This is a genomic window from Phyllobacterium sp. GQ127, assembly GCF_059758635.1.
In genome coordinates, this window is sequence record NZ_JCAXDZ010000004.1 from 292,001 (window position 1) to 314,087 (window position 22,087).

The following is a 22,087-nucleotide window of genomic DNA, read 5'->3' on the forward strand; positions in this document are numbered from 1 at the left end:
GATGGTTGCCATTATCGCCGAGAACCCCGCGCATACGGGGCAGGCAGCATATCGAATGTTGGTTCTACGCCGCACAGTGCTCATTGCTCTGTTGGTCGCAGGCCTATTTCTGAGCGTGTCCGTTGATATGGCTCTTGGGCCTGCGAATTATTCGCTTTCGGAGGTATTGGCGACCCTTTTTAGTCCCTTCGCCGCTACCGACCAGCTTCGTGTGGTTATATGGGACATACGCATGCCGATTGCGCTCATGGCGCTGACGGTGGGTGCCTCGCTTTCCGTGGCTGGCGCACAAATGCAAACAATCCTTGCCAACCCACTTGCCAGCCCCTTTACCTTAGGCATCTCGGCCGCAGCTGGCTTTGGTGCGGCGCTCGCACTAGTCGGAGGGGTCGCCGTGTTTCCGCTGGCGACGCAATTCATGGTGCCGATCAACGCTTTCTTGATGGCTATGCTCGCAGCTTTGTTTATCCATTTTGCCTCTACAATGCGCGGCGTTGCCGTGGAAACAATTGTGCTGCTCGGGATCGCGTTGGTCTTCACATTCAACGCGCTTCTATCACTGCTCGAATATCTTGCCTCCGAACAAGCATTGGCGGCTGTGGTGTTCTGGACGATGGGTAGTCTGACCAAAGCAACCTGGCCCAAAGTCGCCATAACCGCTGCCATCGTAATTGTCGTCATGCCCCTCTTTGCAAGACGTGCCTGGGCGCTGACGGCATTGCGTCTGGGAGAAGACAAGGCAGCAAGCCTTGGCATCAATGTGCGTCGCTTGCGTCTGGAAACCATGATGACAGTCAGCCTTCTGGCAGCCATTCCCGTTTCGTTCGTCGGTACCATCGGTTTTATTGGCCTGGTGGGACCTCATATTGCGCGTATGCTGGTCGGTGAAGATCAACGCTTCTTTCTTCCCGCTTCCGCCCTCTGCGGGGCACTTCTCTTGTCGGCAACGTCAGTTGTAAGCAAGACATTGATACCTGGCGCCATGCTGCCGATCGGGGTCATGACAGCTTTGGTCGGCGTGCCGTTTTTCTTCGTGCTCATTTTCACACATCGGAAGAAGTCATGGTAAGCATTGCCCTGGAACAGCTGGGTGCGCAATATGGCAAGCATAAAGTACTTGCCGATGTCACCACCGATGTTTTGAAGGCTGGCAGTATGACCGCTGTTATCGGGCCGAATGCCGCGGGCAAGTCAACGCTATTCAAACGCATTGCCGGTCTTATCTCCGGAGCAGGTCTGGTTCACTTGTCTGATACGGAAAAAGGTTCGGAAACAATCTGCTACATGCCTCAGGATACCGGAGCCAATGCGGTTTTGACTGTCTATGAGTCCATACTACTGGCCGCCAAGCAGGGTTCCGGCTGGAAAGTCCACGACAGGGAACTTCGCGAGATCGACCATATCCTAGCGGCGCTCAAGATCGAAGCGCTCGCCTTCAAAGGTCTTGGCGAACTATCAGGTGGGCAGCGTCAGCTTGTTTCGATTGCACAGGCCTTGATCCGCAAACCCGAGGTGTTGCTGATGGATGAGCCCACTTCAGCGCTTGACCTTTTCAGACAGGTCGAAGTTCTTGGTTTCATGAAGAACCTTGCTGCGCAATCGGGGCTCACAGTCATGATCGCGTTACACGATCTCAACCATGCTCTGCGCTATTGCGACCAGACGATCGTGATTGCTGATGGCTCAATGATTGCAAGCGGGCCGACTCATGACGTGATATCGGAAGTACTTCTTCGTGATATCTATCGCGTCGAGGCGCGCATTGAGAACTGTTCGAAGGGAAGGCCTATGGTTATTGTCGATGGGGCCGTGGTTTGACTGCGGAGTAATTTCTGGCCTGTGACGAACTCCAAACTGCGCACAATCGCGCGCAGAACCACGGATGCGAGAGCGGTAGGAGCTTAATTCAGCAGTCTGCTTTCACGAAGTCGCGTTACTGCCAGCTCCACGAAGGCCCTTACCTTTGCTGGAGCCTGGCGCCCCTCGGGATGAAGAACGTGAATGGGCAGCGGCGCTTCCTCATAATCGGCAAGCACAATTTGCAATTTTTCTTCCAATAAGGCTGGGCCAATCTGATAATGGAGCACGCGCGTAAGGCCGAAACCGGCCGCTGCGGTTGTGATGGCCGCCTCGTTTGTATTGGATTGTAACCATGTCTGTATGGTTACCCGTTGATCATTGGCGAAGCGCCACTCTGGCGATGCCCAGGCGCCTGTCGAAGAAATAATGCGATGATTCTTGAGGTCAGCAGGCGTCAACGGAATACCACGCTCCCTGAAATACGCTGGAGCTCCACAAACGACCCGCCGCACCAAACCGACTTTGGTTGCCGAAAAGCCTGAGTCTGGAAGATGGCCAATGCGAACCGCAACGTCGATCCCCTCTTCAACGATGTTGACCGGACGATCGACAAAAAGAATGCGGCCGTTGACCGCCGGATAGCTGCCGAGATACTCGTGCATTATTGGAAGGACATACATCTGACCGAACAGCATCGATGCGGTAACAGCGAGTGTCCCCGACGGTTTCGCATAGGAACCCGCAGCTGCGGCCTCTGCCTCGACTATGTCAGACAAAATTCGGCGGCAATCTTCCAGATAGCGATTTCCCGGCTCTGTCAGCTTTACTGAACGTGTGGTGCGAACAAAGAGCCTTGCACCAATTATATCTTCTAGAGCAGCCACTGCACGCGTTACGGCCGGTGGACTCATGTGCAATTGACGTGCTGATTCAGCAAAACTTTCGGTCTCTGCCACTTTTACAAATATTCGCATTGCCTGCCAACGGTCCACCATCTACCTCGTCCTTCGAGTAATCACGAAGGATCGTGCAAGAACTAACGGTTGGGTACAAGTGTGCGAGGCAGCACATCACTGAAATAATGAAAATGCCACCCGTATGGGCCACCGAGGAGTCTTAAAGCGCGATCTGTAATCCACCAGCGCCTTCATTTCCGACAGATGCCGGATAGGCACTGCATATCAGGACCTCGCCATCGCCTATCGCAGCTTCCGGAGGCTTTTTGTATGCCACGTTTCCTTTGACAAGTTTAGTCACGCAAGTTCCGCAAGTTCCGCTCCGGCAGCTAAATTCGGGAGTCAGACCCCGTGCTTCGGCAAGTTCCAGCAGCGTTCCGCTTTCAGGGAGCCATCGGGTTTCCTTGGCAGATTCAGTAAAAATGACCGGTACGGAGACCGTCGAGGGAGCCAGACTTTCATTTCCGTCTACCCTATCTGCATCCGCTTGTCTGGAGATTGATCCGGGACCGAAGCTCTCGGCAAAAATGCGTTTGTCAGGCACATTCAAGGATCGCAAAGCAGAGTAGGTGTCCTGCATGAAAGCGGACGGCCCGCACAGATAGAAATCGAAATCGTCGAAGGGCAAAACTTTTTTAATCAGCTCTATATTGATGCGCCCCGCTTCATCGAAGTCGACGCCGTGCGTCGCATCTTCGGTCGCTGAAAGGACTTTTACGAGACGAACTGCTCCATTGGCTTCGAACACCAAATCCGCAAGCTCGGCGCCAAACCCTTGCTCGGCCTTTGTGCGAGCGGAATAAATCATCCAGGTTTTGCGCATTCTCTGTTTTCTCCGACCCTCATAAACAAGGTGCCGAAGCATTGCCAACATTGGCGTGATGCCAATACCAGCTGCCAACAACACAACTGGTCGTGGCTCCAGTGGATCAATGGTAAAGCCGCCCGCAGGTGTGCGAGCCTCTATGATAGATCCAACTTTCAATTGATGCAGAACCCCGGATATCCGGCCATCCTTTTTCACACTGATCCGGTACACTCCGTCCGATGGTGCAACCGAAAGCGTATATGTCCTGATAAGAGGGGCGCTTTCTTTATCGATGGAAATGCGTACAGGAAGATGCTGGCCCGCGGCGTGAGGAATCAACCCTGCCCCGTCGTTCGGCGAAAGATAAATGGACTTTATAACCGAACTTTCATCGACGATCCGATCTACTCTAAAAGGCCGCCAGGCCTTCGCAAGTTCGGTGGCCCTCTGGCGATTGGCTGCTTGGTGCCAATCACCTGTCATCGTTGAAAAGGGGCTTTCACCATTTCGTCGGGTTGCCCAGCGCAGTGGCAGCGCCTCGCGTCTTCTCACAATGCGTTCGGGGCGAAAATTCCATAATCGTTCAGCGCCCTGAAAGGCGGCAATTTCGGGAGAATCGAGAATGACCTCGGCTCGCCCACTCATCTGCAAAACTTCCCCTGTATCAAAGCTTGCAAACACCAGTCCGGCGCGACCATTCAAGGCAATGTTGCCCAGCGTGTTGAAGAACAGATTGCCGTTAAAATCGGGAATCGTGAGAAGACCATCTGGTCCGATACGAACGAAACCAGGTTTTCCGCCCCGATGCGATACGTCGACCTGGCGATTGCCTTCGACCTGTGCATAAGAGGCAACAAAGAACGTATCCGCCTTCAAGATCAGATCTCTGGCTTCCTCATCAAGCCCGTCAAGCACTTCCGCAGTGGTGTGGAATTCAACGGCTGGATCACGAACGAACTCATAATCCCGATACTGGATATACCGGGGGCAATTCCCGAAACTATGCACAACTTGAAGATCGATTTGCGCGTCAGTGCAGTTGGCGACGATACCATTCAGCCGGTTTCGGCGTCGCGTATGAAGTTCTATGCCCAGAATACCAATGGAATCCCCATCATTCATACCGAAAACGGCCGGATCACCGGGATCGCGGAGGGCAGCAATTTTAAGACTGTGCTCATTTGTGGCGCTCATGAACCCGGGCTTACCTGCCAAAAACGTAGCCCATGGATCACCATTGCCATCTACGGCACCGACAACCACAAAAGGCAGTTGTGGATAAAAATTCCGGTGCTGTTCGATCAAGCGGTCCCGGATGAATCGCCGCCCAATATCTTCCATTTTATCCAAAACACCGACAGCGTTCTGGAGTTTCTTTTCGCCTTCGTGCCATGGCGATACCGCCAGCTCATATACAACTTGGCCGTTGACCGACATGGCTCTCTCCTTTTCCCTCAGGCGGCAAAACCGACGGGCGTTTTGGCAAAATCAACAAAACCGGGAAGCGCTTCAATACGCTGTAGCCAAGCGCGCAAGTTTGGGTATGCAGAAAGGTCAACATTTCCTTCAGGCGCACGGGCAGTGTAGCTGTAGATAGCAACGTCCGCGACCGTAATATGATCGGCAGCCAACCATTTCCTGACAGTTAGTTCCCCTTCGAGAACCTTGTAGAGTGCGTGCGCGCGTCCGATGACTTCTTCAGCATTGAACTTTGCTCCGAATACTGTGATCAGTCTGGCCGCCGCAGGACCGAAGGCAAGTTGCCCAGCTGCAACAGAGAGCCAGCGCTGAACTCTGGCACCGCCAACCGCATCTTCTGGAAACCAGTCGGTTTTGCCAAGCTTCCTGGCGACATAGACCAGAATTGCGTTGGAGTCCGAAATGACCGTTTCACCGTCTACAAGGACAGGGACCTGTCCGAAGCTGTTGAGCTCGAGAAATTCCGGCTTTTTATGTTCGCCTTTTGCCAGGTCAACCTCAATCAACTCAAAGGATTGGCCAAGGAGAGATAGAAAAAGTCGGGCCCGGTGCGCATGGCCGGAAAGGGGATGGAAATAAAGCTTCATGACGATGTCTCCGTTTGTAAAGCGATTCCATACCGACCGCCTTCAACGGGAAAAATGCACGAGCTGTTCAATCAGGAGAAGACGGTTTTAAGGAAAGGCAGTGTTCCACAAAATGGTAGCAATCGGCGAGGTCGTTTTGCCCGGTTGCAAGCCGCGATGACTGTGCTCGATGCAAGCGTCAGCCAACATGGCAATTAGCGATAACACAGCGCCGGAATTCCTGCCCGCTTGCCGTTGCGTAGGTTTAATAAAATGGCCGCTCGTTAAGCGGCCATTTGGGATTTTTTGACCTAGGCAGCCTTAGCCACGTCGTTGCTGTGCCTGATCTCCGTGCCAAGCACTTTAAGACATTCTCTGATAAAGGCCGCAAGCGCAGTCCATCCTTTAGCGGATACCATTGTACCATCGACATAGGCTTCTGTGGGCGAAAGATCGATGTAGGTGCCGCCCGCTAAAGTGACTTCAGGTTCGCATGCTCCAAGTGCTGCAACCTTCTTGCCACGTACAACGCCATCCACGGCGATAAGTATTTGAACGCCGTGACAGATTGTGAAGATCGGTTTTTGTTTCTCGTGAAAGTGCCGGACAATAGCCTGGACGCGCTTGTCTGTACGGATGTATTCCGGGCCGCGACCGCCAGCGGCGTATACTGCGTGGTATTGGTCAAGCTGCGTTTCGGCCTCTGAAAACGTCTTGTTGATCGTAAAGAAATGTCCAAGCTTTTCGGTGTAAGTCTGGTCGCCCTCGAAATCGTGCAGCGACGTTTTGATGAGGTCGCCTGCCTTCTTGTCTGGACATATGACGTGAACCGTATGCCCGACCGCTTCCATCGCCTGCTGATAAACGAATATTTCGTATTCCTCGGTAAACTCGCCTGTCAGCATAAGTATTTTCTTGCCTGCCATGTCTTGCTCCTCTTATCTCATGCATTGGGACGGCACATGCCGCCCGGTTCATCGTTGTTGGTTAAAACGGAGAATCGGGGAAGTAGTATTCCTTTGCATTCTCTTGTGTGATCAGTGGTGCATCGAGCTTGACGGTCCCGCGAACGGGCGCCTGACCAACGAGATTGGCTATTGTCATATAAATTGCGGTCTTGATCATTGCGGGCGGGTATGGTGTTTCGACCGGAGTCATCGCGTCACCATCCATAACCTTCTTTACAATATCCTTCATGCCATTCCCGCCGAGTGCAAGTTTGATGTCCTTGCGCCCGGATTCCTTCACCGCCTCAAGCACGCCGAGCAGCATGTCGTCATCGTTTGCCCAGACTGCGTCGATTTGAGGATATTTGGCGAGGTAGTCCTGCATCAGCTTGAACGCTTCATCGCTATTCCAGTTTGCATACTGAATATCCAGAACTTTCAGCTCTGTGTCTTTAATGGCGTCATTGAAGCCCTGGATCCGTTCGTCATCAATAACTGTTGGAATTCCGCGAAGAACAACGAGGTTGCCCTTGCCCCCTAGTTTTTCAATCATGTACTTTGCCGTGTTTCGACCAACCGCGATATTGTCACCAGCAAGATATAGATCCTGTATAGAGGCATCGCTCAAACCCCGATCAACGACGGTAATAAACGTTCCGGCATCTTTGACCGCCTTGACCGGTGTGGTCAGTTCTTCCGAAGAATACGGCAGGATTACAAGCGCATCGAGCTTTCGACCGGCGGACAGATCCTCCAGGGCACTAACTTGAGCCGCGGCCGAGGGCGACGTTTTGACAACGACTTCCACGTCCGGAAATGCGGTGTTAACTTCCTTTGCGGCAGCTTGGGCATGGTAGACAACACCGGCAGTCCAGCCGTGGTCAGCCGCCGGTATTGAGACCGCGATCACTTTCTTATCGGCAGCCAGCGCCTGACTTGCGATCAAAATGACGCCTATGGCTACAGGGGCAATCCATCTACTCTTAAACATACATTCCTCCCAGAATTGGACCTGAAGTTAATGATCCGCGTGGTCCCGACGCGGATTATTTTGAGAACCTTTGAATGAGCATAGCGATGATAATGATTACGCCTTGAACGCCTGCCACCAGATATTCAGAGACGAAATCCGACAGCACCATCAAATTAGCTATGAGTTCGAGGATTACAGCACCTGCGACCGTGCCCCATACGTGGCCTTTACCACCGCGCAGGGCCGTTCCACCGATGACGACGGCAGTGATAACCTGAAGTTCCCACAGGACACCCGTTGTTGGCGTTGCAGCGCCAAGGCGCGGGACGTAGCATATCGCTGCAATTGCTACGCATGCGCCTTGCATTGCGTAGGCGATCGTGCGTGTTTTGACTATTGAGATACCGGAGTAGCGCGCGACGTCTTCATTTGCCCCAACTGCAGCGCACTTGCGCCCATACTTCATCTTGTAGAGAATGAAGGACGCCACAGCGGCCACCGCAATTGAGATCAGGATTGGCAGCGGTACCCCCCCTACCGTACCGAAGTAAACAGGGCGGTAGGCTTCACGCAGGCTCCGATCAATCGGGATCGTCCCGCCGTCGGACATGTAAGTAATCAATGCCCTGAAGATACCCATTGTGCCGAGCGTGGCGATGAATGGCTCGATTCTCCCTACCGTAACGATCAGACCGTTCATCAGACCACAGCCGGTTCCCACGATCACGGCCACGGCCATCCCGGCGGGAATTGCCCAAACGCCCCACTCTGGTGCCATGCTGTTCATGAACATTATAGTGATGCCCGTGATGAACGCCGCCATCGCACCCACGGAAAGGTCCAGTCCCCCTGAGGAAATTACAAATGTTGCGCCGACCGCTATAATGGCAATGAAAGCACTACGCGTGATAACATTCCCCAGGTTCGTAGCGGAAAGAAAGTCGGGGTTGACGAGGAAGCCGACCACCAGGAGTGCCAGGAGTGCCAAAAATGGCCCAAAATCGGTCCAGCCGATATTCCAGTCCCGCTCCTGCCGAAGTGCTGCTGAGCCTGTAATAACACTCATGTCATTCCTCCCTGCTCGCCGCTGTCGTCATATCACTGGTTGCCAGCAGCGCAATTTCATGTTCCGTCATCTTCTCGCCTGTCACCTCGCCGGTAATGCGTCCCTCCCGCATCACGAGAACTCGATCACAGATGCCAATTAGTTCCTGCATTTCGGAAGAAATGACGATGCAAGTTTTGCCCTCTTCCGCCAGGCGCTGGATGATTGCGTAAATCTGCGCCTTGTTTGCAATATCTATGCCCCGCGTGGGCTCATCGATAACAATGATTGACGGATTGGTGAGGAGTACTTTTGCAAGCAGCAATTTCTGCTGATTGCCTCCGGAAAGTTGCCCCGCCTTTACGCCAAGGCTCTTGAGCCGGATATCGTAATCTTCCACGGCTTTAACGAGGGCGGCTTGCTCACGAGCTTTGCGCATCATCAGGCCTGGATGAAAGCGTGTGAGTGCGGAAAGTGTCAGATTTGGCGCGAGCTTTTCGTTGAGCAAAAGTCCCTTACCTTTGCGGTCTTCGGTAAGGTATCCAATACCTCCATCCATGGCAGCGCGCGAATGACGGATATCGATGATACGGCCATTCAGCACGACAGATCCATGTGCCGGTCGCAAACCCATGATGCCTTCAAATACTTCCGTCCGCCCAGCACCGATCATGCCCGCAAAACCCAGGATTTCTCCCTTGTGTGCAGTGAAGAAAATGTCCTTGGCGTAGCCCGACACGACCAGATCCCGGACTTCCAGTGACGGCACGTTCGAAGCTTTGATGCGTTTGACTGGATAAAGCGCCGCCAGATCGCGCCCGACCATAAGGCGGGCCATGTCCATTTGCGTCAGACCTTGAGCAGGATAGGTTCCAACCATCTTGCCGTCCCGCAACACGCTTACCTGATCAGCGATCCGCTGCACTTCATCGAGACGATGGCTAATATATAGAACTGCGGCACCCTGCTCTTTTATCTTCAGGATAATTCCCAGGAGTCGCTCTACCTCATCTCCGGTCAAAACCGCAGTAGGTTCGTCAAATATAACAAGTTTATAGTCATCAAGAAGTGCACGCGCGATCTGAACAAGCTGCCGATCGGCAAGCGCGATGTCACGAACCAGCGCATTGGGCGATACCCGGCATCCCAATTCCGAAAGTTTTTCGGCAGCTTTGCGGCGCATGGATTGATCGTCGACCATTCCATTCCACATAAGCTCACGTCCGAGGAACAGATTCTCGGCAACAGTTAGTCCTTCTGCAAGCAGGATTTCCTGGTGAACGAGAACAATTCCTGCCTGCTGTGCATGTTCGGGCCTTGAGAACCTGACGTCGTAACCGGCTATAGAGAGCGTTCCTGCAGTTGGCTCCGCATATCCTGCAAGCAATCGCATAAAGGTTGATTTTCCTGCGCCATTTTCTCCGATGATGGCATGAATTCTGCCGGGTAGCACATCAAGCCAGACATCGGACAAGACCGTGACTGGACCATAATCTTTTGACATCCCTTTGGCTTGCAGAACCGGTCCACAAGTGTCGCCACCGGCTGCCTCATCGCTCTCCTGTTGAAATCTTGAAGCAGCGAACATTGGCCGGCCTCAGTCGAATGCCGGGAGCAGACGATCACGCGAATGCTGGAGGTGCATACGCATTGCCTGTTTTGCAGCAGAAACGTCACCTGCTGCAAAGGCTGCGAGCAACGCTTCGTGCTCATCCAAAGCTTCTTCGGTTACGCGGGAGTGGAACATCAGACGGAAAATATGAAAATGTGCGTGCTGGTGATTGAGTGTCTCGCGGATAAGCTCGTTCCCAGCAAACTCCATGATCTTGTCATGAAATACTGAGTCCTGACGGGCGAATGTCGAGTAACGGATGCGCTCGTCCGTGCCGTCTCCGCGCCCCATGACACCCGCCGCTTCCTGAAGTGCTGCAAGCTTCGTCTCATCCATCACGGCGGCAGATTTCGCCGCACCATCCGGCTCAAGCAGCAGGCGCAGTTCGTACAGTTCGTCAAATCTGCGGCGGGTGATCTGCGGTGCAGCGCTATAGCCGATCAAGTGGGTCTTCACCACGAGCCCCTCTCCTTCGAGCCTGCCGAGCGCTTCCCTGATCGGCGTCTGCGAAACGTTCAACTCACGCACCAAATTATCGACGGTTATGCGGGCTCCCGGCGCGATTTTCAGTGACATTAACTGTGCAAAAATGGCGTCATAAACGCTTCCCGCCAAGCTGTTGCTTCTTTGGATGAAACCACTTTGATCAGGTGCTTCGGTTAGGATCATAGAATTTTTCTTCTGCATAAGTTGCCTCTTGACATAGACCCTCACTAGCATGATGGTTCCGTATATGCAATCCCATATCCTATACGATTTTATATCCCCTTTATGTAAATGCCTCCAAGGAAATGGACGATGACCCTTTTTGCTGCACTTCGGCTCCCACGTGAAATTCTCTTTGGTAAAGGACAGCGCCATGCTTTGCCGATGGTTGCCGCAAGACTTGGAAAGCGAGCGCTGATTTGCACCGATGAGCGGTTCGCAGCGACGGCGATATTTGCGCAAATCCACGAGGCGCTACACGCAGCCTCTATAGAGGTCTTGATCTACGACGCGGTTCAGCCGGACGTGCCAAGTGAGACGGTGACGCTTTGCGTCGATGATGCGCGGGAGTTTGGTCCTGACATGGTAATCGGCATTGGCGGCGGAAGCTGTCTGGACATGGCAAAGTGCGCGGCTCTCCTGCTCAGCCATGGCGGGGAACTGGAGGATTATTATGGCGAGTACAAGGTTCCCGGCCCTGTTCTTCCAGTCATTGCCGTTCCAACGACGGCTGGAACGGGATCTGAAGTAACGCCGGTTGCAGTCATCTCCGACTCTGGGCGGACCCTTAAGGTTGGAATATCCAGTCCTTACCTGGTCGCAACAACGGCCATTTGTGATCCGGAACTAACAATGACCTGCCCGCCCGGTTTGACAGCAGTTGCTGGCGCGGACGCCCTCACCCATGCCATCGAGGCTTTTACAGCAGTTCGCCGCTGCGCGGATCACACATTGGCGCAGAACCACGTCTTCATCGGCAAAAGCGCACTGACTGATCATTTTGCATTGCTGGCAATCAAGCTGCTGGGCCGCAGTTTGGAAAAAGCCTGCAAGGATGGGTCGGACGAAGATGCGAGAGCTGATGTGATGATGGGTGCACTGGCAGCTGGCTGCGCGTTCGGCACAGCAGGAACTGCCGCAGCCCATGCAATCCAGTATCCCGCCGGAGCACTCACGCACACGGCTCATGGCCTCGGGGTGGCAACCATGATGCCTTACGTCATGAATTATAACAAACGTGTCTGCGCCGCTGAAATGGCCGAGATCACCACAGTTCTCGGCCTCGCCAGTGGCTCGGATATTGAAGAGAATGCAAAAATTGCAATCGAAGAAATCCGCAGGCTTTTCGCATCGATCGGCATAACACCCACGCTGGCTGACCTTGGTCTGCCTTTAGACAAGCTCGATTGGACTGCCGAGCAGGCGTTCGGTATCGACAGATTGATCAAAAACAATCCCCGAACTTTTGATCTTGACGCCATGAAACGTCTTGTAAGAGCAGCCTATGACGGCGACCTCGCCGCTTCTGCCATTTAATCACCGAGGAACTACACATGACCGTTGCACAGAAAACGCTGACGCCTGACGTCAATGGACCCGATATCGGCGCCACCACTCGTGGTCTGTATATTAACGGAAGCTGGTGGCCGGCTTACAGCAACCAACAGATTGATGTCATCGATCCATCGACAGGCAAACGAATTGCCGCTGTTGCCGACGCGACGGTAGAGGATGCGCGCGCATGCATCGATGCTGCCGCCGCGGCAGGCCCCGCATGGCGTGCAACTCCCCCTCGCAAGCGATCCGAAATCTTGCGACGTTGCTTTGAGTTGATGATTGAACGTTCTGAGATGCTGGCCACACTCATATCGATGGAGAACGGCAAGGCATTGCGCGATGCTCGCGGTGAAGTGGCCTACGCTGCGGAATTCTTCCGTTGGAACGCAGAAGAGGCCGTACGCATCTCAGGAGAATTTGGGATAGCGCCATCGGGCACCAATCGGATCATTGTTGACTATCAGCCCATCGGGATTTGCCTGCTAATAACGCCTTGGAACTTTCCGGCAGCTATGGCTACTCGCAAAATCGCACCTGCCTTGGCCGCAGGTTGTACGGTGATCTTGAAACCAGCAAGTGAAACGCCACTGACCGCCTACGCCCTGGCCTCCATCTATGAAGAAGCAGGCTTACCATCAGGTGTCGTCAACGTTCTGACGACGAGTAATCCTGGCCCCATCACTGCTGCGATACTGGCGGACCCGCGTGTGAGAAAACTCTCCTTTACGGGTTCGACCGGCGTCGGCCGCCTTCTTTTGGGCGAAGCAGCCAAGCACGTTATTTCCTCCTCCATGGAACTCGGCGGCAATGCCCCATTTGTGGTATTTGATGACGCCGATCTTGAAGCCGCACTCGACGGAGCCATGATCGCCAAGATGCGTAACGCGGGAGAAGCATGCACCGCTGCCAACCGCTTCTATGTACAGTCTGGAATATATGATTCATTTGCCGAAGGCCTTACGCGGCGGATGGCGGCTCTGAAGGTTGGGCGAGGCGTTGATGAACAGACGGAATGCGGCCCGATGATAACGCGAAAAGCTGTTGAAAAGATCGATCGATTGGTCCAAGATTCGATAAGCAAGGGTGCCCGCGCTCTATGCGGTGGCGAAATGTCCGCTGGGTCCGGTTTCTTCTACCCGCCAACGGTTTTGGTTGATGTTCCAGACACTTGCGAGATGGCGCGCGAAGAAATCTTCGGCCCCGTCGCGCCGCTTTACCGTTTTGAAACGGAAGAAGAGGCAGTCAGCTGGGCCAACAACACGGAGTATGGACTGGCCGCCTATGTCTATACGCGCGACCTCGCCCGCGGGCTTCGTGTTTCTTCCGGCATAGAAGCTGGAATGATCGCGTTAAACCGGGGGCTGGTTTCCGACCCCGCCGCTCCCTTCGGCGGAGTCAAGCAGAGCGGACTCGGGCGCGAAGGCGGCCAACATCATGGCATTGCCGAGTTTATGGAAGCCAAGTATATCGCAACAAGCTTCTGAACCGGGAGACTGATCTTGGAAAATGATCCCTTCCGCATCCGCGCTCATGTCGCAGATTTCGATATTATCGTGGAGGACATTATTGCAGCCAGTGCCAGAACCCGCGATAGGCTCAACGCCAAATTGGACGTCCCATATGGGACTGGCACCAATGAAACGCTGGACATCTTCCTCCCCGATGGCGCACGCGAACGCCGTCCGGTGCACATATTCATTCATGGAGGCTACTGGCGGATGTTCTCCAAACGGGATTACTCCTATATTGCCGAGACAGTGACTAGCGCCGGAGCGATCGCCATTATTATCGACTATGCGCTTATGCCCGGCTCCAGGATGGCCGTGCTCGTGGATCAGGTGCGACGCGCGAAGCAATGGGTGATCCAACACATCGCCGATTATGGTGGTGATCCGTCTCGGATTACTGTGAGTGGGCATTCTGCTGGCGCCCACCTTGCAACATTCCTGTTTCACAAACCGGACGGCACTTCGAATATTGCCGCAGGGCTTTTGCTGGGCGGGATCTACGATCTGAAGCCTTTGCAAAAATCTTTTCTCGCTTCTGAAATTGGCATCACCGATGCAGAAGTCGAGGCTTTCTCGCCCATTTCACATCACTATGACAAAGGCTGCGAAGTGCTTATCGCCGTCGGAGCCAACGAAACGCCTCCGTTCCACCAGCAAGCGGCGGACTTCGCCACTCTCTTGGCTGCCGGGGGGCAGAAAGTGACAACCAGAAACATCGCTCAAGCTGATCATATGAGCAGTGTTCGCGATCTCGGACGTGAAGATCGTCCCTCAGCGACCCTTCTGAAGGACCTTATTTTAAGACATCGGTAAAAGAAACTCACGAATGCCTGTGGTGGCGACTGCCCGCTCAAGAATAATCGCACCGGCGTAGGTCCGGGTGCAATCATTCCTTGAAGACGTGACGAGTAAATCCTGAAATTTATTACGGGAAACAGTTACTCGAACATCGCAGGCCGGCTCACTCTCCGGCGCTGACACGTCGCCGACTGCGCCACCTTGCAGCATAAGGCAGTGCAAACATGTACAGGCCACTGAACAGCATCAAGAAAAGTGGGATCAAAGGAGAGTAGACTACCCACATGGGACGATCACTGTCATTCATCCCCAAGAGAGCGAAATTAGCAATGATGGTTATCGTAAAGACGATAGACAGCCATCGGTGTGCCAGCCGAATCCAAACATTTATATTCAATGGAATCCCCTTATGTTGCGCCTGATGACATCCGATTATTTGCGCCGGTGGGCTTCACTCTATCGATGCCAAGACCTTTTCAAGGGCATCGAGAAATTTCGGCCATCCATCCCTGGCACCATGGTAGGCCTGCTCCTGATCCGGTCGGAATCCCGACTGTTCCATGCGCAGCCTCGTCCCCGTACTCGTCGGAATGAGTGTCCATGTGACGACACTCTCAAGACCATACGCAGCCCATGTATATGACAGCCTCCTGTCCTGCTCGATTGCCGTTACCTGGCAGTTAACCGAGCCCCAATCTGCGTTAAGACTGAACCGGTGATCGACAACAGGCTTGAAGTCATTTTTCATAAGCCATTCCTCTATGAGGTATGGTTGCGTCAGAGCGCGCCAGATCTTTTCCGCTGGATAAGAGATTTCACGCTCGACAACTACGGAGCGTGTTTGCGTAGAGGCTTCGGTCATTAGTCCATCCTTTTGAGCAGGTTTTCGAGGTCATCAAATCGGTCTTGCCAGAAGCCGGTCATTTGGCTTGTCCAGTCTATCAGCGGTGCCAGAGCAAAGAGCTGAGCACTATAGTGCGTCTGGCGACCTTCCTGCCGATCGCGCACCAGCCCTGCCCGCTTCAATACTGCAAGGTGCTTTGAGACCGCGGGTTGCGATATTCCGGCCTGGGCCGTCAGCGCCCCAACCGTCTGCTCTCCTTCTCGGCACATGCGCTCGAAGAGAGCCCGCCTGGTCGGATCGGCGAGCGTTTTGAACAATATGGTGTGGCTCGGCAGCAAAACATATATCTCCATGGTTATGATTAAACGTATAACCATTGGGCTATGCGTTAGTCAAGCGAGCTTCTCCGAAACACCCTACGCAAGCGTCTCCGTCATGATAAATTGAACGCTTCCTTCAAGTGACATTATGAAATGCGTAACCCAATGCCACTTGACCTCGCCCTTAGGGCAGGCCTTAGACAGGTGACATGACTCATTCTCATCTGCTTGCCGGTCGTTTCCGCGCGGCCACCCGTCTTTCTGCCAAGGCACTGCGGCTCTATGCTGAGCAGGGCCTGCTTGTCCCGGCCTATGTCGATCCACAGACCGGCTATCGGTATTATTCGGCGCAACAGGCACCTCGTGCCCGGCTGATTGCCAGATTGCGACAGCTTGGACTGTCGATGGCCCGCATCGCTGTCTTGCTGGAACTGCCAGCAGAAGCGCGTGCAATCGAATTGCGCACGTGGCTGGAGGCGCAAAATGCCCGTCTCGCCGTCCATACCGAATTTGTTGAGGCAATGGCCTTCCAAGCCGACCTCACACATCCTGCTCTGTCGATTGCGTTGCGCAAGGTTGATGCCACCAAAATCGTCAGCCGTCAGCGAGCGGTGACAGTGACCGGCCTTAATGGCTTTATGGCGGAAGCCGAAGCGGATATTCGCAAACATCTTGCCGCTTCAGGTCTTGCCCATAATGGCAGGATGAGTGTGCATCATCACAACCTCACCACACGTGACGCTGATGGTCCTGTCGAGGTTGCGATAACCTGCGATGGCCCCGTTGAGCCAGCCAGCGACTTGATAATCCGTCTGCTGCCTGCTCGGCGTGAGGTCTTCACGCCGGTACCCGCAGACCAACAGAATTTCCCCTTGGTGCTGTCCGTCTACGACGCAATTGAAACCTGGATCGACCGGCAAGGCCTTACCATCATCGACAGTCCTTATGAAATCTATCCCGGTAGCGACAACGCGCCTTTCGACATCGTCTATCCAGTCAATCCCTGAAGAAAGTGCCTAAATATGAATATCCCCTATATCGGCTCCGGACCTTATTGCTACGCCAATGCCTTTGCCATGATGTTTGGTGCCGCTGCGCCCTCGACGGCCGTGATCGAATTCTCCACGGCAAGCCCGTTCGGCATGCAGCTGATTGGCGGCAGATTGCCCTTCTTTGACCCTTATGGCTGGGATCCGGAACGAGGTTTTGACGACGCGCTTGCTGCTCTCGGCTGGTCATCTGATGTCGCAAGAGGCGGAACGGCTGAGGAGGCGCTTTCACGCTTAAAGTCGGCGCTGGCCCATGGGCCCGTCTGGGTGGGTCCGGTCGAAATGGGATATCTGACCCACCAACCTGGCATGAAAGAACCCATAGAGGCTGACCATTATGTTGTCGTGCTGGAGGTCGATGAGGAGCGAGTGCTGATGCATGATCCCCAAGGCTACCCCTTTGCATTGCTCCCTCTGACCGATTTTATGGCTGCTTGGGCTGCGAAGACAGTAGCTTACGGAACGCCCTACACCATGCGCACCAGATTCGTACGGCAACGAAATGTAACGGAGGTCGATATCATTAAGGCTGCGATCCCGGCAGCAAAACAGTGGCTGTCGATGGAACACGCGCCTGTTATGCCCGCAGGCAGTTTGGGCAATAGCAGAGCGGCCGAAGCACTGGCAGAACTGGTCGCCGACAACTGCGATGATGCCTTGCGCGGACACCTGATCCATTTTGCGGTTCGGGTAGGTGCCCGCAGGACCAGCGATGCCGCCGCTTGTCTCGCCCGTATCGGCAGTGTAGATGCCGCTGTCATCGTTGCTGAACAGGCCCGTCTGATAGGCAGTTTGCAACATCCCCTTGTCGTTGGGGACGACAGGAGAGCCGCAGCCGCGCTTATGAACCTGGCACCTACCTATGACCGGCTACGTGCGGTTTTGTAGTTTGAATTCACAGTTTGGCCGCCACGCTGCAAGACCAAGACAGTTTTGATGCTCGTTGCTTACGGTGTCCCAATGACTTTGGCCTATCACTCGGACGAGGAAAAAAAAGCCAACAATGCTTCAACAAGCCGTTCAGGCGCTTCTTCGGCGACGTGATGTCCACTGTCGATGCCGTGGCCACGCAAGTCTGGCGCCCAGGGTCGCCACACGCCAAGCACATCGCCATAAAGTAGCTCGAGATCATCCCTGAGCGACCACAGAACAAGGGTAGGACAGACTACTGTGCGACCGCTGTCCCGGTCGATGCGGTCATGATGGGCGTCGATCGCCAAGCCGGCTCTATAGTCGCCGAGCATCCCCCTCACCGTCTCTGGGTTGGTGATCGCCGCCAGAAAATCCGCGTGGTTCTCGCTTCCCATTGCTTCCTCAGACCCGCCATACCATGCAATCGGATCAGCGAGAATAGCCTGCTCAGGCTTACCTGCCTGGGCGAAGAAAAACCAGTGCCACCATTTTTCCGCAAATAGCGCATCACAGCGTTCCAAAGCCTCCAAGATCGGCACCCCGTCTAGAATCGCCAAACGTTCAACCCGTCCGGGGTGGTCCATCGCGCAGCGGAATGCGGTGTAACTTCCTCGGTCGTGACCCGCTATCATAAACCGCTGGTGGCCAAGCGCTTCCATCAACCGAACGCAATCATCGGCCTTTGCTCGCTTGGATGCCTGCGAATGACTCGCCATGTCCGGCGGCGACGAGGACTGCCCGAAGCCGCGCAAGTCAGGGCACACCACGGTAAATTTTGCTGCAAGGATTGGCGCAACGCGGTGCCATGTCGTGTGTGTACGTGGGTGCCCGTGCAGGAGAAGAAGGGGCGGACCTGAGCCGCCGTGCCGCACTCGCAACACGGCATCGCCGACGGCGATCCGATCCAGTGCGAAGCCTTCGAACATTTCCCTCACTCTATCATCAGCGAGGGCATAGTAAAGTTTTTCCCTCGCAGCTGCACAAAGGATCTTGGTCGTTCTGACAAGACTATCAGGGGGAGCCTGCCGCCAACGAGCCACGACGGCCTTTGGTTGTCCAGATTTTTATATTTCATTGCAAAGTATCAAAGGCAACACCAGAACCCGAGCGCGCAATAGAAAGTTTGCCGATACTGGAGCCTAGATGACACCACCACCGCGGGCTTTTGATCACCAGGAACTGCTTTCCTGCTAAAAGTGGTAAATCTACTGTCCCATGGTAAGTGATTGGGAATAGCATACGAGACGCGAGGCACAAGGTGCCAATCAAGCACGGTGTGAAAACAACTTTTGGGGACATCATATGGGACGAGCCACTCAGCCAGGTCTATGAGACTGTGGGACAATGCACTCCTGAGATCGAGTATAGTGTCTCTCAGTTCGATAACCATGAACACGAGGTGTCGCTCGACAGATGGTGCGCCTGGAAATCCGATAATCTTGACGCATACCACTACTGGTGGGTGACAGTTGCGGAGAGGCCAACAAGAGATAGGGATGGGCACGGTTAATCCGATTGCCAATCAATGGCACAGAACCCCACGGCCCCCAATCTTCTGTAAAATACCGGCCACGGCTAGCGTTCCTTGAAGGCATAAAAAGATCATTTGGCATTCGGATTGCTGCCCTGCTGATACAAGACCTGCATCATGGCAATGAATTTTTTATAAACACTCAAATGATGGAAGGAGCCTCTACCGTTTATTTAAACGGCGGACGGAGATCGGTTAAAACAACATTTGCAAGCAATCCGCGAGCCACACAGCGCAATCCCGTAGGTTCAAACAGAACTATAGGTTTCTCGCCGAATATGGCTGACAGGGCTGAACGGATATATCGTGTGCCATACCCTGCCCTCGTCGGTTCCTTCACAGGCGGCCCCCCACTTTCAATCCATTCCAGCGTCAAAATCGGCTGGGCGTCATCGGATATCTTCCAGATTACACTTATACGTCCTTCATCCGTGGACAAAGCGCCATATTTGATGGCATTTGTGACCAGTTCATGCAGACATAGTGCGAGTGTGGTGCCAGCGTCGCGGTTGAGCAGAAGCTCCGGGCCATCGATTTTCAGCCGCTTTGCTTTGTCCGCATAAGGTTTTAAGGTCAGATCAACGATTTCTCGCAGGTCGACCGTGTCGCCACCTTGTTCGAAGACAGCCGAATGAACATTAGCCAAGGCTCCCAGGCGCCCCTCAAAGTCCGCCACGAGCGTGTCAATCGTATCTGCTGCGCGACGGGTCATTCTGAAGATAGAGCTTACGCTCGCCAGAATATTCTTGACCCTGTGATTGAGTTCGAAGCGGAGGTCGCGCTCACGCTCGATCGAATCTCTGACTTCACGCTGCCGTAAACGCACCAAAAATGCAGATTGAACAGCGGTTACCAGTTCGAGAGATATGACGGGTCTTTGAAAATATATTTGCCTTGCCTGCGGCCATAGTCTTTCCAATTCCGCACGGATACGGGCATGCGGGGCCTTTCGGTCCAGAAGAACGAAAATGGGCAGGTCTGACCAATTCGGCTGTGCCGACAAATGTACCGAAATGGCTTCTATCGTCCTGGGTGTCAACGACTCGTGGGTTACGAGAATAACGCCGGGAGATTGCGCCAGCATCTCAGCCAAATCCTCTGTGCTGGCGCATACCCTGACGTTCATACCATTTTCAACGAGCAAAATCTCGATAAACGCGGCGTCCTTGCGGTATGGAGCAAGGACGAGCGCCCAATCAAGTTCGCTCTGGTTCTCGTCGTGCATCAGAGTTCAGGAAGGGGATTATAAGGAACAACTGACACGCCCGAACTCTGGATCAAAAGTTCCCTAACGTCCAGGTCATGAGGACCATGGCGTTTTTTTACCACCGTTATACTGCGCCTGAGTTTTCCCTCATGTTCTGATATTCTCAAAAGCAACACTGTATCGCCGAGAAAACTGACGTCGACATCAATTCCAACATTTTGGCCCAGCAGCCCGTGTTGAGCCACGATCAACATCGTCAGGACGCCCGACCGGGCAAGGTATTTCAGCAGCGACTGAATATCTCGCACGGCCTTTTCACGATGCGGGAGGGAATTCAGGTATCCGGTGAAGCTGTCGATCACAACCACGCGGGATTTTTCGCGGGTGACGACTTCCTGAGCGATTTTGCCAAACTCCCCCGGCGATATTTCGTTGGGATTGAAATCACGGATGATCAGCTGACCCTCTTTGTGGAACTGGCGCAAATCCATCCCCAGTCCCTCTGAGCGCCTGAAGAAAGTTTCCAGTCGTTCTTCAAAAAGGAACAGCGCAACGCTTTCACCGCGTTTCAGGGCGGCAGTAGCATATAAGGAGGACATGGTGGATTTACCCGTGCCGGATTGGCCGATCACGAGCGTCGTGGTACCGGATTCCTGACCGCCCCCAAACATCTCATCAAGCGCGGTGACGCCCGATTTGATCAGTTGCGGTTTGACGGTCTCGGATGCGGTACCCGGAATGATCCTCGGATAGACGATGACGCCCTCTCCCTCACGTATCGCCATGTCGTGATATCCGTCGGCAACGGGTACGCCGCGCATTTTGCTGACTTCTATACGGCGACGAACCCCGCCATATTCTTCAAGAGACTTGTCGAAGCGGATTACACCATGCGCGATACCCTCGACCTCTTCACCATTGCGCTCGGAGGACCCACTGGTCTGCGTATCCAGCAATAATGCAATGACACCATGTTTGGCCAGAAACGCCTTGAAGCCAAGCAGCTCCCGGCGGAACCGTGGCGAATCGCCCGTTATCAGCCGGATTTCCAAAAGCGAGTCGTAGACAAGCCGACTGGGCTTATGATCCTCAATGGCTTGCTCAACCGCTTTACGGGTTTCGTCCAGCCGAAGCTCCGTCGTCTGGAAAATCGACTGATCAGACGCGCCATTCACAGCGTCTGATGCCGACAGCTCCTCGATCCTGATACCGTCGAGTTTCCAACCGTGAGAGACAGCAATGGATTTCAGTTCCGCCGTCGTTTGGGACAGGCTGACGTAGAGACAGCGTTCGCCATTTTGAGCACCTGCAAGCAGGAATTGCAGTGCGGCCGTGGTTTTGCCAGATCCGGGCGCTCCCTGGAGAATGTAAAAATTGGAGGCGGGCAGCCCTCCCCTCAGGATTTCGTCCAATCCGGTGATACCTGTTTTGACAACCGGCGGTTTTTTTGGCGTAGCCATGCAGGGAGTTCCATTCTTGGAATACAGGAGCGGCGGGTACGCCGACCGCTAAAAGCCGAACAAGCCTCAGGCTTATATTTCATGGCTGTGATCGTCAACATGGCGCCCTGTTGAGGATTGCGATTTTGCCCGGCATCAATCAGCCGCGATTTACTAGTTGCCTCTGTACAGTTCGTGGCCGCCTTGATGATATGGTCGGGTGGGATTGCTTGTGATAAATCGACCCTCG

At 54.0% G+C, this 22,087-nt stretch carries 22 protein-coding genes; 8 read left to right on the forward strand and 14 right to left on the reverse strand.

From position 1 onward, the window contains the following. Position 1 precedes the first annotated feature (1 nt). Positions 2-1,069, forward strand: a complete 1,068-nt coding sequence (locus tag AC6CHM_RS17010) for an iron chelate uptake ABC transporter family permease subunit (protein WP_115054864.1) — start codon at positions 2-4, stop codon at positions 1,067-1,069. Further along, positions 1,063-1,818, forward strand: coding sequence for an ABC transporter ATP-binding protein (locus tag AC6CHM_RS17015; RefSeq protein ID WP_336441356.1), 756 nt, complete (start codon positions 1,063-1,065; stop codon positions 1,816-1,818). The genes AC6CHM_RS17010 and AC6CHM_RS17015 overlap by 7 nt, the downstream gene beginning before the upstream one ends. 83 nt (positions 1,819-1,901) lie before the next feature. Here the strand turns inward: AC6CHM_RS17015 and AC6CHM_RS17020 are convergent, their stop codons facing one another. From AC6CHM_RS17020 to AC6CHM_RS17030, 3 genes are all read right to left on the reverse strand, one after another. Further along, positions 1,902-2,792 (reverse strand): LysR family transcriptional regulator, encoded by an 891-nt coding sequence (locus AC6CHM_RS17020; protein WP_498173899.1) that lies wholly within the window; start codon positions 2,790-2,792, stop codon positions 1,902-1,904. A 124-nt stretch (positions 2,793-2,916) separates the two neighbouring features. Beyond that, complete coding sequence (locus AC6CHM_RS17025; protein ID WP_498173817.1) at positions 2,917-5,001, reverse strand: 2Fe-2S iron-sulfur cluster-binding protein; 2,085 nt, start codon at positions 4,999-5,001, stop codon at positions 2,917-2,919. A gap of 17 nt (positions 5,002-5,018) precedes the next feature. After that, positions 5,019-5,630, reverse strand: coding sequence for a glutathione S-transferase family protein (locus tag AC6CHM_RS17030; RefSeq protein WP_115054861.1), 612 nt, complete (start codon positions 5,628-5,630; stop codon positions 5,019-5,021). Between AC6CHM_RS17030 and AC6CHM_RS17035 the strand changes: the two genes are divergently transcribed. Beyond that, positions 5,613-5,828, forward strand: a complete 216-nt coding sequence (locus tag AC6CHM_RS17035) for a hypothetical protein (protein ID WP_498173818.1) — start codon at positions 5,613-5,615, stop codon at positions 5,826-5,828. The genes AC6CHM_RS17030 and AC6CHM_RS17035 overlap by 18 nt on opposite strands. Before the next feature lie 92 nt (positions 5,829-5,920). On the opposite strand, the gene AC6CHM_RS17040 is transcribed toward AC6CHM_RS17035, so the two are convergent. From AC6CHM_RS17040 to AC6CHM_RS17060, 5 genes are all read right to left on the reverse strand, one after another. Next, complete coding sequence (locus tag AC6CHM_RS17040; protein WP_115054859.1) at positions 5,921-6,535, reverse strand: DJ-1/PfpI family protein; 615 nt, start codon at positions 6,533-6,535, stop codon at positions 5,921-5,923. A 61-nt stretch (positions 6,536-6,596) separates the two neighbouring features. Continuing rightward, entirely contained in the window at positions 6,597-7,547 is a 951-nt protein-coding gene (locus tag AC6CHM_RS17045) for a substrate-binding domain-containing protein (RefSeq protein WP_115054858.1), read from the reverse strand. Positions 7,548-7,602: 55 nt separating this feature from the next. Then, positions 7,603-8,595 carry an ABC transporter permease gene (locus AC6CHM_RS17050; RefSeq protein ID WP_498173819.1) on the reverse strand — a complete coding sequence of 331 codons (993 nt, stop codon included), beginning with the start codon at positions 8,593-8,595 and terminating at the stop codon, positions 7,603-7,605. A 1-nt stretch (position 8,596) separates the two neighbouring features. Further along, a complete protein-coding gene (locus AC6CHM_RS17055) occupies positions 8,597-10,078 on the reverse strand; it encodes a sugar ABC transporter ATP-binding protein (RefSeq protein ID WP_498173900.1) in 1,482 nt (493 codons plus the stop codon). Between the two features lie 93 nt (positions 10,079-10,171). Beyond that, positions 10,172-10,855 carry an FCD domain-containing protein gene (locus AC6CHM_RS17060; protein ID WP_162802627.1) on the reverse strand — a complete coding sequence of 228 codons (684 nt, stop codon included), beginning with the start codon at positions 10,853-10,855 and terminating at the stop codon, positions 10,172-10,174. A gap of 129 nt (positions 10,856-10,984) precedes the next feature. Between AC6CHM_RS17060 and AC6CHM_RS17065 the strand changes: the two genes are divergently transcribed. Genes AC6CHM_RS17065 through AC6CHM_RS17075 form a run of 3 tightly spaced genes read left to right on the forward strand, consistent with a single transcriptional unit; the run spans position 10,985 to position 14,550 of the window. Further along, a complete protein-coding gene (locus tag AC6CHM_RS17065) occupies positions 10,985-12,208 on the forward strand; it encodes an iron-containing alcohol dehydrogenase (RefSeq protein WP_498173820.1) in 1,224 nt (407 codons plus the stop codon). Between the two features lie 17 nt (positions 12,209-12,225). Next, a complete protein-coding gene (locus AC6CHM_RS17070; protein ID WP_498173821.1) occupies positions 12,226-13,713 on the forward strand; it encodes an NAD-dependent succinate-semialdehyde dehydrogenase in 1,488 nt (495 codons plus the stop codon). A gap of 15 nt (positions 13,714-13,728) precedes the next feature. Then, on the forward strand, positions 13,729-14,550 hold the full coding sequence (locus AC6CHM_RS17075) for an alpha/beta hydrolase (protein ID WP_498173822.1): 822 nt from the start codon (positions 13,729-13,731) through the stop codon (positions 14,548-14,550). A gap of 148 nt (positions 14,551-14,698) precedes the next feature. Here the strand turns inward: AC6CHM_RS17075 and AC6CHM_RS17080 are convergent, their stop codons facing one another. The 3 genes from AC6CHM_RS17080 to AC6CHM_RS17090 are packed head-to-tail and all read right to left on the reverse strand — an operon-like array spanning position 14,699 to position 15,732. After that, the gene (locus AC6CHM_RS17080) at positions 14,699-14,932 is read right to left on the reverse strand and encodes a hypothetical protein (protein ID WP_307276883.1); all 234 of its coding nucleotides are present in this window, start codon (positions 14,930-14,932) and stop codon (positions 14,699-14,701) included. A gap of 54 nt (positions 14,933-14,986) precedes the next feature. Continuing rightward, positions 14,987-15,397: an SRPBCC family protein gene (locus tag AC6CHM_RS17085; protein WP_498173823.1), complete on the reverse strand. Its 411-nt coding sequence runs from the start codon at positions 15,395-15,397 to the stop codon at positions 14,987-14,989. Continuing rightward, positions 15,397-15,732: an ArsR/SmtB family transcription factor gene (locus tag AC6CHM_RS17090; protein WP_307278875.1), complete on the reverse strand. Its 336-nt coding sequence runs from the start codon at positions 15,730-15,732 to the stop codon at positions 15,397-15,399. Before AC6CHM_RS17090 ends, AC6CHM_RS17085 begins: the two co-directional genes overlap by 1 nt. Before the next feature lie 176 nt (positions 15,733-15,908). Between AC6CHM_RS17090 and AC6CHM_RS17095 the strand changes: the two genes are divergently transcribed. After that, complete coding sequence (locus AC6CHM_RS17095; RefSeq protein WP_440809397.1) at positions 15,909-16,706, forward strand: MerR family transcriptional regulator; 798 nt, start codon at positions 15,909-15,911, stop codon at positions 16,704-16,706. 15 nt (positions 16,707-16,721) lie between these two features. Next, a complete protein-coding gene (locus AC6CHM_RS17100) occupies positions 16,722-17,636 on the forward strand; it encodes a YobF C-terminal domain-containing protein (protein WP_498173824.1) in 915 nt (304 codons plus the stop codon). Positions 17,637-17,722: 86 nt separating this feature from the next. Here AC6CHM_RS17100 and AC6CHM_RS17105 read toward each other — a convergent pair whose 3' ends face one another. From AC6CHM_RS17105 to AC6CHM_RS17115, 3 genes are all read right to left on the reverse strand, one after another. Next, complete coding sequence (locus AC6CHM_RS17105) at positions 17,723-18,586, reverse strand: alpha/beta fold hydrolase (RefSeq protein ID WP_498173825.1); 864 nt, start codon at positions 18,584-18,586, stop codon at positions 17,723-17,725. 774 nt (positions 18,587-19,360) lie between these two features. Then, the gene (locus AC6CHM_RS17110) at positions 19,361-20,416 is read right to left on the reverse strand and encodes a sensor histidine kinase (RefSeq protein WP_336441346.1); all 1,056 of its coding nucleotides are present in this window, start codon (positions 20,414-20,416) and stop codon (positions 19,361-19,363) included. Then, positions 20,416-21,858 carry a DUF7125 family protein gene (locus AC6CHM_RS17115; RefSeq protein ID WP_336441345.1) on the reverse strand — a complete coding sequence of 481 codons (1,443 nt, stop codon included), beginning with the start codon at positions 21,856-21,858 and terminating at the stop codon, positions 20,416-20,418. The genes AC6CHM_RS17110 and AC6CHM_RS17115 overlap by 1 nt, the downstream gene beginning before the upstream one ends. Positions 21,859-22,087 lie beyond the last annotated feature (229 nt).

Bases quoted from the DNA above. Each gene is read 5' to 3' on its own strand.
- AC6CHM_RS17010 (WP_115054864.1), top strand. From the start codon at position 2: ATGGTTGCCATTATCGCCGAGAACCCCGCGCATACGGGGCAGGCAGCA.
- AC6CHM_RS17015 (WP_336441356.1), top strand. From the start codon at position 1,063: ATGGTAAGCATTGCCCTGGAACAGCTGGGTGCGCAATATGGCAAGCAT.
- AC6CHM_RS17025 (WP_498173817.1), bottom strand. From the start codon at position 5,001: ATGTCGGTCAACGGCCAAGTTGTATATGAGCTGGCGGTATCGCCATGG.
- AC6CHM_RS17035 (WP_498173818.1), top strand. From the start codon at position 5,613: ATGGAAATAAAGCTTCATGACGATGTCTCCGTTTGTAAAGCGATTCCA.
- AC6CHM_RS17030 (WP_115054861.1), bottom strand. From the start codon at position 5,630: ATGAAGCTTTATTTCCATCCCCTTTCCGGCCATGCGCACCGGGCCCGA.
- AC6CHM_RS17040 (WP_115054859.1), bottom strand. From the start codon at position 6,535: ATGGCAGGCAAGAAAATACTTATGCTGACAGGCGAGTTTACCGAGGAA.
- AC6CHM_RS17045 (WP_115054858.1), bottom strand. From the start codon at position 7,547: ATGTTTAAGAGTAGATGGATTGCCCCTGTAGCCATAGGCGTCATTTTG.
- AC6CHM_RS17050 (WP_498173819.1), bottom strand. From the start codon at position 8,595: ATGAGTGTTATTACAGGCTCAGCAGCACTTCGGCAGGAGCGGGACTGG.
- AC6CHM_RS17055 (WP_498173900.1), bottom strand. From the start codon at position 10,078: ATGTCAAAAGATTATGGTCCAGTCACGGTCTTGTCCGATGTCTGGCTT.
- AC6CHM_RS17060 (WP_162802627.1), bottom strand. From the start codon at position 10,855: ATGATCCTAACCGAAGCACCTGATCAAAGTGGTTTCATCCAAAGAAGC.
- AC6CHM_RS17065 (WP_498173820.1), top strand. From the start codon at position 10,985: ATGACCCTTTTTGCTGCACTTCGGCTCCCACGTGAAATTCTCTTTGGT.
- AC6CHM_RS17070 (WP_498173821.1), top strand. From the start codon at position 12,226: ATGACCGTTGCACAGAAAACGCTGACGCCTGACGTCAATGGACCCGAT.
- AC6CHM_RS17085 (WP_498173823.1), bottom strand. From the start codon at position 15,397: ATGACCGAAGCCTCTACGCAAACACGCTCCGTAGTTGTCGAGCGTGAA.
- AC6CHM_RS17090 (WP_307278875.1), bottom strand. From the start codon at position 15,732: ATGGAGATATATGTTTTGCTGCCGAGCCACACCATATTGTTCAAAACG.
- AC6CHM_RS17095 (WP_440809397.1), top strand. From the start codon at position 15,909: ATGACTCATTCTCATCTGCTTGCCGGTCGTTTCCGCGCGGCCACCCGT.
- AC6CHM_RS17100 (WP_498173824.1), top strand. From the start codon at position 16,722: ATGAATATCCCCTATATCGGCTCCGGACCTTATTGCTACGCCAATGCC.
- AC6CHM_RS17105 (WP_498173825.1), bottom strand. From the start codon at position 18,586: ATGTTCGAAGGCTTCGCACTGGATCGGATCGCCGTCGGCGATGCCGTG.
- AC6CHM_RS17110 (WP_336441346.1), bottom strand. From the start codon at position 20,416: ATGCACGACGAGAACCAGAGCGAACTTGATTGGGCGCTCGTCCTTGCT.
- AC6CHM_RS17115 (WP_336441345.1), bottom strand. From the start codon at position 21,858: ATGGCTACGCCAAAAAAACCGCCGGTTGTCAAAACAGGTATCACCGGA.